10 protein-coding genes are annotated in these 17,036 nt (G+C 67.6%); all 10 read right to left on the bottom strand.

Annotated elements, in window-relative coordinates; genetic code table 11:
- Positions 1-18: 18 nt before the first annotated feature.
- Entirely contained in the window at positions 19-5,370 is a 5,352-nt protein-coding gene (locus AC4D2C_RS15825; protein WP_490915799.1) for a Pls/PosA family non-ribosomal peptide synthetase, read from the bottom strand.
- Positions 5,371-5,483: 113 nt separating this feature from the next.
- A complete protein-coding gene (locus AC4D2C_RS15820) occupies positions 5,484-6,818 on the bottom strand; it encodes an aspartate kinase (protein WP_490915798.1) in 1,335 nt (444 codons plus the stop codon).
- A 121-nt stretch (positions 6,819-6,939) separates the two neighbouring features.
- Positions 6,940-8,247 (bottom strand): diaminobutyrate--2-oxoglutarate transaminase, encoded by a 1,308-nt coding sequence (ectB, locus tag AC4D2C_RS15815; RefSeq protein ID WP_490915797.1) that lies wholly within the window; start codon positions 8,245-8,247, stop codon positions 6,940-6,942.
- Positions 8,248-8,801: 554 nt separating this feature from the next.
- Positions 8,802-10,706, bottom strand: a complete 1,905-nt coding sequence (locus tag AC4D2C_RS15810; RefSeq protein ID WP_490915796.1) for an acetyl/propionyl/methylcrotonyl-CoA carboxylase subunit alpha — start codon at positions 10,704-10,706, stop codon at positions 8,802-8,804.
- Positions 10,707-10,753: 47 nt separating this feature from the next.
- Positions 10,754-11,386, bottom strand: a complete 633-nt coding sequence (locus tag AC4D2C_RS15805) for a Maf family protein (RefSeq protein ID WP_490915795.1) — start codon at positions 11,384-11,386, stop codon at positions 10,754-10,756.
- Positions 11,387-11,467: 81 nt separating this feature from the next.
- Entirely contained in the window at positions 11,468-12,010 is a 543-nt protein-coding gene (locus AC4D2C_RS15800) for an AMIN-like domain-containing (lipo)protein (RefSeq protein ID WP_490915930.1), read from the bottom strand.
- Positions 12,011-12,181: 171 nt separating this feature from the next.
- Positions 12,182-13,594: a dicarboxylate/amino acid:cation symporter gene (locus AC4D2C_RS15795; RefSeq protein ID WP_490915794.1), complete on the bottom strand. Its 1,413-nt coding sequence runs from the start codon at positions 13,592-13,594 to the stop codon at positions 12,182-12,184.
- A gap of 180 nt (positions 13,595-13,774) precedes the next feature.
- A complete protein-coding gene (locus AC4D2C_RS15790) occupies positions 13,775-15,505 on the bottom strand; it encodes a DUF885 domain-containing protein (protein WP_490915793.1) in 1,731 nt (576 codons plus the stop codon).
- A gap of 53 nt (positions 15,506-15,558) precedes the next feature.
- The gene (locus AC4D2C_RS15785) at positions 15,559-15,933 is read right to left on the bottom strand and encodes a VOC family protein (protein WP_490915792.1); all 375 of its coding nucleotides are present in this window, start codon (positions 15,931-15,933) and stop codon (positions 15,559-15,561) included.
- Positions 15,934-16,382: 449 nt separating this feature from the next.
- Positions 16,383-17,036 (bottom strand): HNH endonuclease (locus tag AC4D2C_RS15780; RefSeq protein ID WP_490915791.1); only part of this gene is annotated, 654 nt, incomplete at its 5' end.

The raw sequence follows: 17,036 nt of genomic DNA, 5'->3' as shown, positions 1-17,036 counted from the left end.
CGGTCTGTTTCTCGCTTTCTAGACGATCTCCTGCGCGGGGTTGCCGCCGTACCGGGCACCCTCGGGCACGTGGCTGCCCTTCATCAGGAAGGAATCCGGTTCCAGGGCCGAACCATCGCCCATGACGACGTCGTACAGCAGATAGGAGCCGACACCCAGGGTGACTCCCCGGCCGATGGTGATGGCGTCCCGTTTGAAGACGCCGTCCTCCATCGAGTGGCACTGCACGACGCTGAACATATTGAGAGTGGTGTCGTCGCCGATGGTGACAAGCGTCTTCTCAGGAATGACGCAGCCGTCGTCGAAGACGCGCTTGCCCATCCGCACGCCGTGCAGACGCCAGAACAGGGGTTTGAACGGGGTGCCATCGAACAGCGGCAGCGGATACGCGATGAACTTCCAGAACCGTTCGTGCTGCCAGAACTTCCTCTCATAGATCGAGCATCGAAGCGGCACCATCGCCTTGAATCCCTGGGACGCACGTTCCAGCACGATGACGAAGGCGATCGTGAAGGCGCCGAAGCCCACGACGCCGACATAGAGTCCGAGCCCCGGAATTCCCGGGAACAACGTGATGGCTAGCGCGACCGCGAGCAGGCCGGCGAAGGCGAGGATCCATCGGCTCGCCAGGTAAAGGCATATCGAGACCGCGTTGTGCCGGTTCTTGGCGGGCAGCCGGCGGAGGATCTCCTCCCGGCTGGTGATCTTGAGGGCCGATGTGTCCCGGTCGGCCGACCTCGGGATCTCGAATGCGGGCGAACCCAGCAGACCGATGTCCTGCCGGACCTCGCCGTGGATGGGAACCATGACCTTGCTGCCGAAGAGGATGTTGTCCCCGACGCGGGCTGCAGAGGGATACGGGATGTCGTTACCGAAGAAGTTCCTCGCTCCGATCTTCACCTCGGACACACGGAAGGACGTACTCGAGTAATTGGCGTTCATGATCGACACGCCGTCGGAAACCATGGTTCCGGAGCCCAGGCTGGTCAGGTAGGGGTTCTCGTGGTCGAGCTCCGTCCCGACGTTCGACCCCGTCTGCTCCAGGTTGGGCTGCTTGTAGCCCAGAAGACGGAGGTAGTGCACAACCAGGGAACTGTCCCCGCTGATGTGCATGAACTGGAAGACATTGGTCATCTGGAAGATGAGCCGGTGGGCCGCATAGTGCAACCCATAGAGCGGGTACACCCGGTCCGGTCTGATCAACAGGTTGAGGAGCCGGGGAATCGTGAGCACGGCGGCCAGAACGAGGAACAGGCCACCGAAGACCAATCCGAAGGAGGCGATCGCCAGATCCGCGTAGAACGCCGGGTTCGCATAATCGAGATGACCGGTCTCCAGATAGGCGGGCAGGAGCAGCGCGAAGGAGAACGGAAGCAGGGGACCGAAGAGCCCCAGCCTGCTGATCACAACCAGCGCACCGTAGGTGACCCGCCGCCGCCGGCTCGACGGCATGGGGTCGACCAGCCGGTAGTTCACCTCGCTCGGCACCGCGGGAGATCCGTGCCAGCTCGCGCCCGCGGGTACCGACTGCAGCCGCTGCAGGGAGGACGCATGCCCCAGCTGCGCTCCGTTCCCCATCGCGGAGCCGATGTCCAGCACGCACTTCTCGCCGATCTGGGTGTTCTCGCCCAGTGCGACCCTCCCGGTCTGGATCCATCCGTCGCGGGCGCGGTAGCACAGGTAATACGTATCCTTGTGGATCACTGTCCCGCCACCGATCGTCAACAGGTCAGTGCACACCGGGAGGTGGGGGGACAGGATGGCGACGTTCGGGCCGATCCTGGCGCCCAGCAGACGTAGGTAGATCGGGAGGATCGGCGTGCCGACGAAGAGGGCCAGCGGGTTCATCCTGACGAGGGTGCGGACGAACCAGAACTTGACGTAGGCCAGGGACCAGATGCGCACTTCCTCTTCTTTCCACCGGCCAAGGATCAGCCATTTGAGCAGGATCGGCACCAGGCTGAGTACAAGGAAGAAGCCGACTCCGAAGCCGATGGAACGCCCCCACATCTCCAGGACGTTCGGCGCTTCTATGATCCAGAGGAAGCCGACCACCATCGCCGTGATGAGGGCGTAGGAATAGCCGATGGCGAGCGCAGCCTGCAGGGCACCGCAGAGCACGAATTCGAGGGTGCCGACCGACTCTCTCTTGGGCCGGTCGTACGGTTCCGGGTCCGCCCACCGGCTGGCGGCGGCCGGTGAGGTGATGGCAGCCGCCAGTTCCCTGACCGTCGGATGCTCATAGATGACCTGCAGACCGACGGGCGGCAGGTCGGTGTTCTTCCGCAGCGCAGCGGAGAAGTGGGCGACCAGAAGGGAACTGAGCCCGAGGTGGTCGAAGATGTCGGCGTCGACGGAGACCCTCTCCACTCCCAGGACAGCAGCGAGCTGCTCGGCGAGAGCCGCTTCTGTGTCCGTTGCCGGCTCGCAGTACTCGGCATCGACGGAGGTGCTGACCCGGGTGCTCGGTGTCGGCAGGTTCTTCCGGTCGGCCTTGTCGCTGGGCAGCATCGGCATGGTGTCCAGCTGCTCGTAGAACGCGGGGATCATGTAGCTCGGCAGCCGGTCGCGAAGCTCCTCCCTGATCATCTGCGGCGCAAGATCCGTGACGCCCTGGCGCAACGTGTAGAACGCGGCGAGCTCCGTCATCCCCGGTGCGGATGCATGGGTCTCCACCACGGCTTGGGCGATCCCGGCCACCTGAAGAAGCACTGACTCGATCTCGGACAGCTCGATCCGGTATCCGCGGATCTTGACCTGGGTGTCGATGCGCCCGTGGTACTCGATCAAGCCGTCCTCCGTGATGCGGCCGAGATCGCCGCTGCGGTAGATGCGGCCGGAGGGATTGTTCGGGATGCCCATGAAGTCGGGGATGAAGGCTGCTCCCGTCTTCTCGGGATGATTCATGTACCCGACGGCGAGTCCGATCCCGGCTATGCCGATCTCGCCCATCTCGCCCCGCGGCAGGGCCCGCGGCTCACTGGGATCCAGAATCATGGCTGTATAGGTCGGCAGGGGTTGCCCCAGGGTGATCGGCTTGTCGGGGTGCATGACGTCCCAGGTGGCAGTCACGGTCGCCTCGGTGGGTCCGTAGACATTCAGGAATCGCCGGTTCGGCCGGTGCCACCGGTCGGCCAGGTCACGAGGACAGGCCTCACCGGAGACGAGCAGGAAACGCAGGTCAGGGAGCTCGTTCTCCAGGGTTGCCAGCAGGGTGGGTACGCAGCACATGGCGGTAATGCGGTTGTCGATCACGAACCGTTCCAGGTCGGCGCCGAGCAGGCTCTTGGAACTCGGCTTGGGCACCAGCGTTGCCCCCACCATCCAGGGCACCCACATCTCCTCGACGGAGAAGTCGAAGGCGATCGTCAGCCCCTGATAGACCCGGTCGTCGTTCCTGTATCCGTACACCTCGGCGGCGACCCGCACGAAGTTGCAGATGCTGGCGTGCTCGATGGCCACTCCTTTGGGGCGGCCGGTGGACCCGGAGGTGTAGATGATGTAGGCCAGGTCTTCGACAGGATCGGGTTTCTCGCCATCTGTGAGGCGGGAGTCCTGCTGGGCCGCGATGTCCGCGGCGGCAGTATCGAGACTCAGGGCGCGGGGACCGTTCTCCGGCAGCAGGTCGGCCAGGTGGCTCAGGGTCAGCACCCGGTTGGTTTCGGAGTCCTCCATGATGTAGCCCATCCGGTCCGTGGGAAATCCGGCGTCCAACGGAACATAGGCTGCCTGGATCTTCAGCACCGCCAGCATCGAGATGTAGGACCATACCGCGTGGTCGAACAACAGTGCGATGCGGTCGCCGGCCGTCGCTCCGTCGGCCAGTAGGTGACGGGCCAGCTGATTGGCCCGCGCGTCGAGCTGGTCGTAGGTCAACGTCGCATCATTCGACTCGACGGCCAACTGGCCCGCTCGGCCGTCGCGGCGCAGCACGTCGCATTGGCCTTCGAAGAGCGCTTCCAGACGTTCGCCCGGCGACCAGCGCACACTCTGGCGGTGCGGGGATTGCAGCAGCAGAGGGTCCAAAGCCGCCGTCTCCGCCTCATCGGATGCCGCGGCATAAGCGGGGCTGTCCCGGTCGGCGCGCACGAGATCTCCGCTGCGATACACCCTGGGCCAGCCCAGGGCGCCAATCGGTGCATGCCTCACAACGTCTTCACCTGCGTCGAGGTACCGACCCAGGCCGACCCCACCGATGACCAGTTCTCCCTTCTCGCCCCAGGCGACAGGCCGGTCGTCCTTGTCCACCACGGCCAGCTGCCAGCCGGGCAGCGGGAAACCGACGCGTACCGGGGTTGCCCCGTCTGCTGCAGCACACGCGATGACAGGGCCTCCGACGGGCCCGTAGGTGTTCCAGGCTTCCCGCTCCGGGCTCGCCAGCCGCGCTGCAAGGGCCGGGGGGCACGCCTCACCGCGAAGAATCAGAAGACGGACGTTCCGGAGCGATTCCGCCGACCACTGCGCAACCAGGGCAGGCTCCGCCGACACCACTGTGATGCCCCGTTCGGCAATCCTGGGGCCAAGGTCCTCGCCGGAGCGGACGATCTCCCGTGGAGCCGGTATCAGGCAGGCGCCGGACTGCCAGGCCAACCACATCTCGTCGCATCCGACATCGAACCCGGCGGTGAGGCCGCCCAGCACGCGATCTCCGGGCCCGAGAGGCTCCGCCGTGCAGAAGACGAACGCTTGCGCGTCCACCCGTGCGGCCACGGAGCGATGTGAGACGGCGACCCCCTGCGGCCCGCCGGACGCCCCGCGGCTGAAGATGGAGAGCGCATCGTCGTCGACCGTGGGCGGCCGATCCTCGCCCCGCGGGGGCGCTTCGACGACGGTGCGGACCTTAAGGCCGGCGTCGATGACGGCGCAGACTTCGGCCTGCTCCCACACCGTGGTGGCCCAGCCCTCGGGCTCGTCAGGATCAACCGGCACGTAGGCCGCTCCCCGGGCGAGCACGGCCAGCACGGCGATGTAGGGATCGACGGTGCCGGGCGCCATGACAATGCCGACCCGGTCTCCGGTGGCGATCCCGCGGTCGCGCAGGTCCAGGGCCAGCGTTTCGATCCGCCCCAGCAGGGAGAGGTAACTCAAGGACGTGGTGCCGTCGTCCAGAGCTGACGCGTGCGGGTATTCGTCGACGGTGTGGAAGAGGATGTCCAGCAGCGTGCGAGGGGCCGGTGCGGGGCCTCCGGAGTACACGGCGATGCTGCCGGCCTCTTCATCGGCCGCTGCCACGGCCCGCGGGGCGGGAGCGGTTACGAAGTCGTTGTGGACGACCCGGTGGGTCCCTGTCGCCGGTGCGTGCGCCGGCAGCTTCCGGACCGGCACGGTGGTGCTGCCCGGCTCCGGAGAAGAATTGTCGAGCAGAGCCACTCCGTGTCTCCCTCCGTGGTGCTCTTGGTCATATGGGGGTACTTGTGCCGGATCGGCGATGGCGTCGTCGTGTGACCGCCTACGTTTTCCTCTGGATGCCACGCGAGCTGCCCCTATCCCGTTGCCGCGGCCGTCCGAATCCGAGCGGTGGAAGTGCGTCTGACACGCTGTTCGGTCGCCGTCGCCCTTGGCGGTGGTGTCAGCCCGAACGCCGTCTCCAACGAGCGGACAGCATCAGCCAGTTGATCGGCAGGGGTCACAGCCACGATGGACAATTCGGACATCGAGATCATCTGCACGCTGATTCCTGCATCGGTCAGCGCCTTGAAGAACGTGTAGAAGGGTATGGGGGAGGAGCGCATGCCGAGCCCATTGAGCGAGACCCTTCCCATCTCGTCGGTGTGATGGAGGGACTCGAAGCCGACGTGGTTCTGGGCTGCGTGCAGTACGCCAACGGCTGCCGTCAGCTCCGCGGAAGGGAGAGCGAAGGTGATATCCGAAAGCCGGCCGCCTGCAAGGCGAGGATTTCCGGTGATCATCTCGATGTGCAGACCCGATGCGGAGAGGTTCTCGAGCAACCTCGCCGTGGCTGTGGAGCGGTCTGGGACGCCCGTGACAGTGATACGCGCAGCAGAGTTGGAACTTGCCACACTCGAAACCACGGTTCGCTCGCCGGCACGCGCGTCCGGGCCCGACTGGTCCGCACTCGGCAGAATCATGGTGCCCCGCTTCTGCACGAACGAGGACCGTACGTGAATCGGAACACCGAAGCGACGAGCGTACTCGATGCATCGAAGGTGCAGAACCTTCGCTCCCGAGGCCGCGAGCTCAAGCATCTCCTCGCTGGAGAGCATCTCGATCTTGCGGGCCCTGGGAACGATCCGCGGGTCTGCCGTATAGATACCGTCTACATCGGTATAGATCTCGCATACGCTTCCCAGAGCCGCTGCAAGCGCGACGGCGGTGAGGTCCGAACCTCCCCTCCCGAGCGTGGTGACCGTTCCTTCCTTCCCGCTGATGCCCTGGAACCCTGCCACCACCGCAATCCGTCCGCGCTCCAGGCAGGCCCGTAACCGGCGTGGATTCACGTCCGTGATGCGTGCTTTCCCATGGCAGTCGTCGGTGATGAGGCCGGCCTCACTGCCGGTGAACGTCCGCACCTCGGCTCCGAGGTCTGCCAGCGCGATCGCCAGCAGAGCCGCGGATACGAGTTCGCCGGTCGTCAGGAGGGTGTCGAGTTCGCGGGCACGGGGGTGAGGGGAGATGCTTGCCGCCAGATCCAACAACTCGTCGGTGGTGTCGCCCATCGCGGACACCACCACGACCACCTGATATCCCGACGCCTGCGCCTCTGCCACCCGCATCGCAGCGCGTCGAATCCCCGCGGCATCGGCGATGGACGAGCCACCGTACTTCTGCACGATGACGTTCCCCGGTGAGCCGGTCATTTCGTGCCTACGGGGAGGTTGTCCGGCTGCAGCAGACCGGGGATCGGAAGGGCGCTGTGCGGCAGGGACACTGCGTCTTCCACCTCACGCACAGCAGTTTCATGCGGGAGCTCGAGCGCTCTCATCGTGAGCCTGATTCGAGGACTTCCTCGCTCAGGACGCCCGGTAAGTCCTCCGCCGGCTCACCGCTGACCGAACGGACCGCGTCGGCAAGAATGGCGAGACCATAGGCGAGGTTCTCCGCGCTGATGGTCAGCGGCGGCATGACTTTGACCACTTCTCCCACGGGCCCGGAGGTTTCCACGAGCAGGCCGCGGGCGAAGGATTCGGCGGCGACTTTCCGTGCCATGGTGGGGTCCGGACAATAGACACCGGCCAGAAGTCCTCTGCCACGGACGTGGGCGCCTTCGATGCTGTCAGCAATCGCGGCCAGACCCCCGTGCAACTGGACGGACCGAGCAGCGATCTGCCGTTCGAATCCACGGCCGTCCCAGAAATGCTCGAGCGCGGCAGTTGCGGTCACAAAGGCCGGGTTGTGACCACGGAATGTACCGTTGTGCTCCCCGGGCTTCCAGATGTCGAATTGGGGCTTGAAAAGCGTCACAGCAAGCGGGATACCGAAGCCGGAGAGCGATTTGGACAGGCAGACGATGTCTGGTTGGATGCCCGATTCCTCGAAACTGAAGAACGTGCCGGTACGCCCGCACCCGGCCTGGACGTCGTCGACGATGAGAAGCACGCCGTGCTGCTGGCAGAGAGCGGAAAGTCGGCGCAGCCACCCTGCACTGGCTGCTCGGAGCCCTCCCTCGCCCTGCACGGTCTCCACGATGACAGCAGCCGGCTTGTCCAGTCCGGACCCGCTGTCCTCCAACGCGCGCTGCAACCACAGCAGGTCGTCCGTCCCCCGGCCGAGGTACCCCTCGTAGGGAATGCTCGAAGTGTTGTTGAGGGGAATCCCTGCCCCGTGGCGTTTCATGGAATTTCCGGTGACGGCCAGTGCGCCGAGGGTCATGCCGTGGAACGCATTGCTGAATCCCAGCACGTGGTGCCGGCCGGTGACCTTACGAGCGAGCTTCAGCGCTGCTTCAACGCTGTTGGTTCCGGTCGGGCCGGTGAACATGACCTTGTAGTCCAGGTTCCGGGGCAGAAGGATGAGTTCACGGAACGTCTCCAGGAAGCGCCGCTTCGCCGTCGTCTTCATGTCCAGCGAATGAATGACAGAGCCCGAGCGCAGGTAGTCGATCAGCGGTTCCAGCAGGAGTGGATTGTTGTGCCCGTAGTTGAGTGCACCTGCTCCGGAGAAGAAGTCCAAATACTCTGTGCCGTCCTCGCTATACAAGTGGTCTGCAGCGGCGCGGTCGAAAACTGTGTCCCAGTCCCGGCTGTAACTGCGGACCTCGGACTCCAAGGATGCGAAGATATCTGTCATTTTTCTTCCTTAGGCGTTGCTAGCTTCCCGCTACATCCATCGGCGGAACGGGCACTGAACTGTCACGACCGTAGGAAGTGGACCTTGGAAAAAGGTTGGCGCGGGCAGCCACCGCCGGAGAAACCACCCGGGCTCCGGTCCGGCCGGGGCCTGCTCCCGCGAGCGAAAGGCGCGGCGAAGGGGACGGCGAAGGGGATGGCGAGGGGGAGGATGCGGGGCTCGGGAACACGGGTACTGAAGGGTCCCGTGAAGGGTTCATCCCGAGTGTCGACGGCAGGCAGCGGCCACGGCGGCCGAGCAGCAGAGGAAGGCCGGGCAGGGAGCTGCGGGGAAGGCCCGGGGAATGCGGGTAACAAGGGCAAGGGCGGCCAGGCGACCGGCACGGTTGCCTGGCAGCTGATCCACGGCGGGGCCGGAACCGTTCCGCTCGGTCCGGGCCTTCCGCTCGGTCCGGGGCCTTCAGCTGGGGCCCGGGGCCTTCAGCTGGGGCCCGGGCGGACACGCCCGGGACCCAGGTGAAGGAGGACAGGGCAGGCGGCCGGCCCCGGCGAGAGCTACTCGCGGATGGTCGCGATGACGGAGCCGGCCGAGACGGTGTCACCCGGGGCTGCTGCCAGCCCGGTCACCGTCCCCGCCCTGTGCGCCGTCAGGGGCTGCTCCATCTTCATGGCCTCGAGCACCACGATGAGGTCGCCCTCGGCCACCACATCGCCGTCGGACACTGCGACCTTCACGATGGTGCCCTGCATCGGGGAAGTCAGCTCGTCGCCACTCATGGTGGCCTTGCCGGCGCGGGCCCGCGAGGACTTCTTCGACTTCGCCGGAGCGCTGGGTTTGCCGTTCGTCGACGCACCGAGCCCGGCCGGCAGCACCACCTCGAGACGGCGTCCGCCGACCTCGACGACCACGCGCTGGCGGGAATCCTCCTCGGGCGCCGGGTCCGCCGCGCCCTTCCAGGGCTCGATGGTGTTCCTGAACTCCGTCTCGATCCAGCGCGTGTGGATCGAGAACGGGCCGTCGGCGGGAGCGAAGGCGGGATCGGCGACGACGGCGGCGTGGAAGGGCAGCACCGTAGGCATGCCCTCGATCACCATCTCGTCGATGGCGCGCCGGGCGCGCTGCAGGGCCTGCTCGCGGGTGGCGCCGCTGACGATGAGCTTGGCGAGCATGGAGTCGAAGTTGCCCCCGATGATCTCACCTGCCTCGATGCCGGAATCGACCCGTACGCCGGGGCCGCTGGGCAGTGTGAGAGTCTGCACCGTGCCGGGTGCGGGCATGAACCCGCGGCCGGCATCCTCGCCGTTGATGCGGAACTCGAACGAGTGGCCGCGCACCTCGGGGTCGCCGTAGCCGAGCTCCTCGCCGCGGGCGATCCGGAACTGCTCGCGGACGAGGTCGAGGCCCGTGACCTCCTCGGAGACGGGGTGCTCCACCTGGAGGCGGGTGTTGACTTCGAGGAAGGAGATGGTGCCGTCCTGCCCCACGAGGAACTCGCAGGTGCCGGCGCCCTGGTAGGAGGCTTCCCGGAGGATGGCCTTCGACGCCTCGTACAGCCGCGTGTTCTGCTCCTCGGACAGGAACGGTGCGGGTGCCTCCTCGACGAGCTTCTGGTTTCGGCGCTGCAGGGAGCAGTCGCGGGTGGAGACGACGACGACGTTGCCGTGGGCGTCCGCCAGGCACTGCGTCTCGACGTGGCGGGGGGCGTCCAGGAAACGCTCGACGAAGCACTCGCCGCGGCCGAAGGCCGCCGTCGCCTCGCGCACCGCCGACTCGTACAGTTCGGGGATCTCCTCGTGGCTGCGGACCACCTTGATGCCGCGGCCGCCGCCGCCGAACGCCGCCTTGATCGCGATGGGCAGGCCGAACTCCTCCGCGAAGTCGATGACTTCCTGCACCGACCCGACGGGATCCTTGGTGCCGGGGACGAGCGGGGCGCCGACCCGCTCGGCGATATGGCGGGCCTGGACCTTGTCGCCCAACTGCGCGATGGAGTGCGGGGACGGGCCGATCCAGGTGAGGCCGGCATCGATGACGCGCTGCGCGAACTCGGCGTTCTCGGACAGGAACCCGTAGCCCGGGTGGACGGCATCGGCGCCGCTGCGCTCGGCCGCCTCGAGCAGGCGGTCCGCCACGAGGTACGACTCCGCGGCCGTGTCCCCGCCGAGTGCGAAGGCCTCGTCCGCCATGCGTACGTGCAGGGCGTTGCGGTCCGGATCCGCGTACACGGCGACCGAGGCGATGCCCTCGTCCCGGGCGGCGCGGATGACCCGGACGGCGATCTCCCCGCGGTTGGCCACCAGGACCTTCGTGACCGGACGACGCTGGCCGGCGGGGACGCCGGCATCGGGGGAGCTGCTGGCATCCGTGGACACGAATGGTGCGAGGGGGGACTGGCTCATGGGGCGTGAACTCCTTTTTCTCAGTTCGGAGCCTAGCCCGGTTTGGCGGCTTCCGCCCATGAATCGTGCCGAAGGGGAGTGTTGTCCCCCCATCCTTTGTAGAGAACCTACAACGCGTTCGCGTGCGCCCACAGATCAGTGACGGAGACGCCGGCCGCCTGCAGGAGGCCGCGCAGCGTCGAGATGCTCAGCCCGACGACGGCGTGCGGATCGCCGTCCACGCGCTCGATGAACGCGCCGCCGAGACCGTCGATGGTGAACGACCCGGCGCAGTGCAGGGGTTCCCCGCTCGCCACGTACGCCGCGACCTCGGCGTCGGACATCGCACCGAAGTACACGGTCGCGGAGGACACCGCACCGATCGTGGCGCCCGATCCGCCGTCGCGCGTGTCCACGAGCCAGTGGCCCGTGTGCAGGACGCCGGAGCGCCCGCGCATCCGGCTGATGCGCTCGATCGCGACGGCGGGCTCGTAGGGCTTGCCGTGTGCCTCGCCGTCGAACTCGAACACCGAGTCGCAGCCGAGCACGAGGGCGTCGTCGGCGTCGTCGAGCGCCGCGACGGCCTCGGCCTTGGCCCGCGCGAGCAGCAGGGACGTGTCGTGCGGCTCGATCTCCCCGTACGCGGCGACGACGGCGGGCTCGTCGACGTCGGAGACCAGAATGGTGTGGCCGATGCCGGCGTCGGCCAGGAGCTTGGTGCGGGCGGGGGACTTGGAGGCGAGGATCAGGCGGGCCGTCATACGCCAAGCCTAGAGGCCCCTTCGGCAGTGACCGGCACCCGTCGGTCCCGTCCCTGCAAGGGGACGGGACCGACAGGAGTCTCACCAGCGGTGCGCGACATCGATCACCACCCTGGATCCGCCATCGTGGCCCGGCAGGACGATGACGCGGACCGGGAGGCGTGCCCGTACCCCGAGTCCGATCGTCGTCTGGCCCTCGAAGCTCCCCGCCCAGGCGACCTGGCGGAAGGTCGAGTACCCGCGTACATCGACGACTTCGGCGCGATGGGAGGGGAGATATGTCGCGTGGCCGTTGCGGTACGCCGGGGCGCGGACGATGACCGCGAGCCGGGCGCCCCCACGGAGCGGGACGACGTGCCCGGACCCGTCCTGGCGGACATCACCGACGTACCTCACGATGTAGCCCGGTGCCCGGCCCCGGACATCGACGACGAGTCGGTCGAAGCACTCGTGCCGCCCGGAGCGCACATCGGTGACGGGACCGGAGGAGTAGGAGCCGACGACCTTCGTCGTCGAGCCCCAGGAGATGCCGCAGTACGCGGCGGACGCCGGAGGCGCTCCTGCAAGGCCGAGGCCACCTGCAAGTGCGAGTGCGGCGAGTGTGGCGGAGAGTTTCTCCGTCATGCGCGATGTGATCATGGCGCACCACCTGGGTCGAACTGGATAGGTGCATCAATGGTCCTCCCGGAGGGGAGGGAAAGCGCCGGCATCCGGCGGATCGGCGCCGAATCGTTAGCCGGAGACGCGCGACGGCCCGCCCCGGGATGCCGGGACGGGCCGCAGGACGGGCGGCGGCTAGCGGGTGACGGACGCCGAGATGCCGTCGTTCGGTGCAGCCGCGTCGACCTCGTCGATGGCGCTGTCGTCGGCGAACGGGTCGCCGGTGCGCCGGGCGTTGTAGAGGTCGAGGTCCAGGAGCTGCTCGCGCCGGGCCACGATGGTGGGCACGAGCGCCTGGCCCGCGACGTTCACGGCGGTGCGGCCCATGTCGAGGATGGGATCCACGGCCAGGAGCAGCCCGACGCCGGCGAGGGGGAGTCCCAGCGTGGAGAGCGTGAGCGTCAGCATGACGACGGCGCCGGTGGTGCCGGCGGTCGCCGCGGAGCCGAGCACCGAGACCAGGGCGATGAGGAAGTACTGGGCCAGGGTCAGCTCGATGCCGAAGAACTGGGCCACGAAGATCGCCGCTATGGCCGGGTAGATGGCGGCGCAGCCGTCCATCTTCGTCGTCGCGCCCAGCGGCACGGCGAAGGAGGCGTAGCCGCGCGGCACGCCGAGATTGCGCTCGGTGACGCGCTGGGTGAGGGGGAGCGTGCCCACCGACGAGCGGGAGACGAAGGCCAGCTGGATGGCGGGCCAGGCACCCGAGAAGTACTGACGGACCGACAGGCCGTGCGCCTTGATGAGTGCGGGGTAGACGGCGAACAGCACGAGCGCGAGGCCCACGTAGATGGCGAGCGTGAATTTGCCGAGCGAGCCGATGGTGTCCCAGCCGTAGACGGCCACGGCGTTGCCGATCAGGCCCACGGTGCCGAGCGGGGCGATCCGGATGATCCACCAGAGGACCTTCTGGATGACGGCCAGTGCCGAGGCGTTGAAGGTGAGGAAGGGCTCGGCCTGCTTGCCGACCTTCAGGGCCGCGATGCCGACGGCGATCGCGACGACGAGCACCTGCAGCACGTTGAAGTTCAGTGCCGTGGTGACAGCTCCGGACTCGGCGACGGACGACGACGCCTGGAGGCCGAGGAAGTTCGCGGGGACGAGTCCTGTCAGGAACGCCCACCAGCTACCCGTGCTGCCGGTGTACTCGGCGGGCGGGGTGGCGCCGGTGCCCGCGCCGGGCTGGAAGAGGACGCCCAGGCCGATGCCGATGACCACGGAGATCAGCGCGGTGATCGCGAACCAGAGCAGGGTCTGCCCCGCGAGACGTGCCGCGTTGTTGACCGCCCGGAGGTTGGCGATGGAGCTGACGACCGCGGTGAAGATCAGCGGGACGACGGCGGCACGCAGCAGGGCCACGTAGCTCGAGCCGAGCGTCGCGAGCGTGGTGCCCAGACCGTTCGGGGTCTCCTTGGTGTGGCCCGTGTACTTGGCGAGGAGGCCGAGGGCGAGCCCGACCAGGAGGGCCGCGATGATCTGCGGGCCGAAGGAGGTCGCCCAGCGGGGCAACCGGCGCCGCGAGGGCGGGGAGCTGGTTTCAGTAGACACGCCCGAAACACTAGGGGGAGCTTTATACCCAAGTGAAGCGGGAGTTGCGAAATGTTACATCGCGGCCGGGCAGCCGCCGTCGTTCCTGGTTCCTGCCCACCGGAGTGCGTGTCGCGGCGGTATGCGCCGGGGATGGCAGGTGGACGGCGGAGAAGGCAGGAACGACGGCGGCCGGACGGGTCAGGACACCAGGGCGCGGCGCAGCGTGTCGAGTCCCACGGAGCCGAGGTTGAGCGCGCGCGTGTGGAAGGCGCGGAGATCGAAGGCATCGCCCTCGCGGGCGCGCACCTCGTCGCGGACCTGCTCCCACAGGCGCTGGCCGATCTTGTACGACGGTGCCTGCCCCGGCCAGCCGAGGTAGCGCGTGTACTCGAAATCCAGCTGGCCCTCGCTGATGGCGATGTTCTTCCTCAGGAAGTCGTAGCCCTTCTCCGGGGTCCAGGTGCCCTCGCCCCAGCGCTCGGGCACCTCGAGTTCGAGATGCACGCCGATGTCGAAGACCACGCGGGCCGCTCGCATGCGCTGGGCGTCGAGCATGCCGAGGCGGTCGCCGGGGTCGGACAGGAAGCCGAGTTCCTGCATGAGGCGCTCGGCGTACAGCGCCCAGCCCTCGCCCTGGCCCGAGACCCAGATGGCGTTGCGGCGCCAGGGGTTCAGCAGGGCCCGCTGGTAGGTGGCGGTCGCGACCTGGAGGTGGTGGCCGGGCACGCCCTCGTGGTAGACGGTGGTGGTCTCCTTCCAGGTGGTGAAGGAGTCCTCGCCCTCGGGCACGGACCACCACATGCGGCCCGGGCGGGAGAAGTCGTCGCTCGGCCCGGTGTAGTAGATGCCGCCCTCGTTGGTCGGGGCGATCCTGCACTCGAGGCGGCGCATGATGTCCGGGATGTCGAAGTGCACCCCGGCCATGGCGTCGACGGCCTTGTCCGAGAGTTCCTGCATCCACGCCTGCAGGGCCTCGGTGCCCTGGAGCTGGCGGGCGGGATCCTCGTCGAGGAGGCGCATGGCCTCCTCGATGCTCGCGCCTTCGCGGATCTCGTTCGCCACGGCCTCCTGCTCCGCGATCACGCGGTCGAGTTCCTCGACGCCCCACTGGTACGTCTCCTCGAGGTCGACGGCGGAACCGAGGAACAGGCGGGACATCAGGGCGTAGCGGTCGCGGCCTACGGCGTCCTTCTCGGGTGCGGTGGGCAGCAGGTCGTCCTGCAGGAACGCGGCCAGGGCGCGGTAGGCGGCACGGGCGGCATCGGCGCCGGCGCGGAGCTGCTCGCGCACGGGCTCGGGAAGCTCGTCGTCGCCCGCGCTCGTGGTGGCGCCGAGCGCGTCGAAGAAGCCGCCGTCCTCCGCGTACTTCGTCGACTGCTCTATGACGATGGAGACCTGCCGGCGTGCGGCGACAAGGCCGCGCTCGCGGCCTGCACGGAGTGACGAGGTGTACCCGTCGATCGCGGCGGGCACGTTCGCCATGCGGCCGGCGATGTGGGTCCAGTGCTCGACAGTGTCGGTGGGCATGAGGTCGAAGATCGCACGGATATTCTGCGCCGGGCACGCGATGTTGTTGAGTTCGGCGTAGGCGAGGCCCGTCTCGTGGATCTCGAGGTCGAGTCCGAGGCGCTCCCGCATGGCGTCGAGCGTGACGGCGTCGACGTCGTCGGTGGGCTGCAGGTCGTCGAGGCGGAGCAGGGTCTCCCGGGTGGCCTCGGCCAGGGCCTCGATGCCCGCGGGCGAATAGTCCTGGTACTCGGTCTCGTGGCCGGGGATGCCCAGTTCGGTGGCGAAGTTCGGCATCAGTTCGAGCAGGGTCTCGTAGTAGGACGTGGCGACGGCGTCGATCGCCGTCGCAGGGCGTGCCGGGGGCGTGCCGGGGGAGGTGGAAGCGTCGGGAGCGTCGGAGGACGAAGTGTTGTGGGTCACCTGGCGAGCCTAGCGTCAGGCCGTTGCCCGAGACCACAGCCGCCCCGTCCTGCCTAAAGGTAGGGCCGCGTGATGAGCTCCAGGTAGTGGCCGGACGGGTCGCGGAGGTAGACGCCGCGGCCGCCGTGTTCGGTGTTTGTCTCTCCGGGGCGAGTGCGCTGCGGATCGGCCCAGTGCTCGGTACCTGCAGCGACGATCCTGGCGTACGCGCGATCGAAGTGGTCGTCGTCGAGCAGGTAGGCGTAGTGCTGGGGAGGGAACTCCATGGGCGGGCTCGCGAACTGCAGCAGCACGCCGTCCGGGAGCAGGATGTTGGTGAACGGCCCCCAGGCGGGGGCGTCCGCTGCTTCGAGCAGGTCGCGGTAGTACGCGCCCATGGCGGCGCTGTCGAGCGAGGCGATGATGGTGTGGTTGAAGTGCGCTGTCATTGGATCTCCTTGTGTGCGTGGGCTGTCGGGATTGCTGTACAGCGACGCAAGGAGGAGCGCGGATCAGGTGCCGACCAGGTTGCCTGTCCGGGAGCGACCCGATCGGGCCTGACTGGTCATCATGGCGTGGAGCCTATCCGTCACATCCGCGGCGGTCCAGAGCAACGACGTCGTCCGCCCGGGCGGGCAGGCATCGCTGGTGGTGTTCCTGCCGGCGTCGGGGCGGTATTCGAATGAGTGATCGTGCTGGAACTGCGCTGCAGGCGCAAAGGGCATCGAATTCGTGGAGCTCGTCCGTACTGGAGGCGGCGCATTTGCATGGCTCGCGTTCTTCGAGATCGATTAAATTCCCAGTCCACCTCTTCGACAACATCACTCTCGTTTTTGCGGCATATTCCTGCGGCATATTCCTGTGGGGATGATGGGTAACGCGCGATTGGAACGTGCGGTCAGAAGGGTGGTGGGTCGGGGGTGGTGGTGTAGGTGCGGCCGGTGGGGGAGGTCGCGGTGAGGGTTCCGGGGCTGCCGGGGGTGCCTGGGGTGCTGGGGGTGCTGGGGTTGTTGGGGGTGTGTTGGGTGTAGTGCCAGATGCCTTGGGTTTTGAGCATGTGGTGGGTGCGGCAGAGGTGGGCGAGGTTGTCGTGGTTGGTGGTTCCGTGGTGGGACCAGGGCACGGTGTGGTCGAGTTCGCAGCGGGAGGCGGGGGTGTTGCAGCCGGGGTGGCGGCAGGTCTTGTCGCGGACGCGTAGCCATTGTTTGAGGTCGGCCGGGACGGTGTAGGTGGTGCGGCCGACGCTGAGCACGGCCCCGGTTTCGGGGTGGGTGAGGAGTCGGGTGAAGGAGGGGGCGTGGGCGGCCAGGCGGCGTGCGGTGTCGGCGGGGATGGGTCCGTAGCCTTCGAGGTCGGCCGGTGCCTCGTCGAGGCCCAGGAGGGTCAGCACAGGCACTGTGACATTGACGTGCGCCCGGATCCGCGGCTCCGCCACCCCACCGTCGTGATTGGCACTGTCGGCACCGTCGGCACTGTCGGAGTGATCGGCGTTGCAGGGGCCTTCGGGGCGGCTGGGGGTGAGGAGGAGGTCGGTGAGGGTGTCGGTGCGTAG

Source organism: Arthrobacter sp. TJ-240 (genome assembly GCF_058269195.1).
This window is presented reverse-complemented; position numbering and strand designations above follow the sequence as displayed.

Excerpts from the sequence above, each read along its gene's own strand:
- AC4D2C_RS15820 (WP_490915798.1), bottom strand. The coding sequence starts at position 6,818 with ATGACCGGCTCACCGGGGAACGTCATCGTGCAGAAGTACGGTGGCTCG.
- ectB (WP_490915797.1), bottom strand. The coding sequence starts at position 8,247 with ATGACAGATATCTTCGCATCCTTGGAGTCCGAGGTCCGCAGTTACAGC.
- AC4D2C_RS15810 (WP_490915796.1), bottom strand. The coding sequence starts at position 10,706 with ATGGGCGGAAGCCGCCAAACCGGGCTAGGCTCCGAACTGAGAAAAAGG.
- AC4D2C_RS15805 (WP_490915795.1), bottom strand. The coding sequence starts at position 11,386 with ATGACGGCCCGCCTGATCCTCGCCTCCAAGTCCCCCGCCCGCACCAAG.
- AC4D2C_RS15800 (WP_490915930.1), bottom strand. The coding sequence starts at position 12,010 with ATGACGGAGAAACTCTCCGCCACACTCGCCGCACTCGCACTTGCAGGT.
- AC4D2C_RS15785 (WP_490915792.1), bottom strand. The coding sequence starts at position 15,933 with ATGACAGCGCACTTCAACCACACCATCATCGCCTCGCTCGACAGCGCC.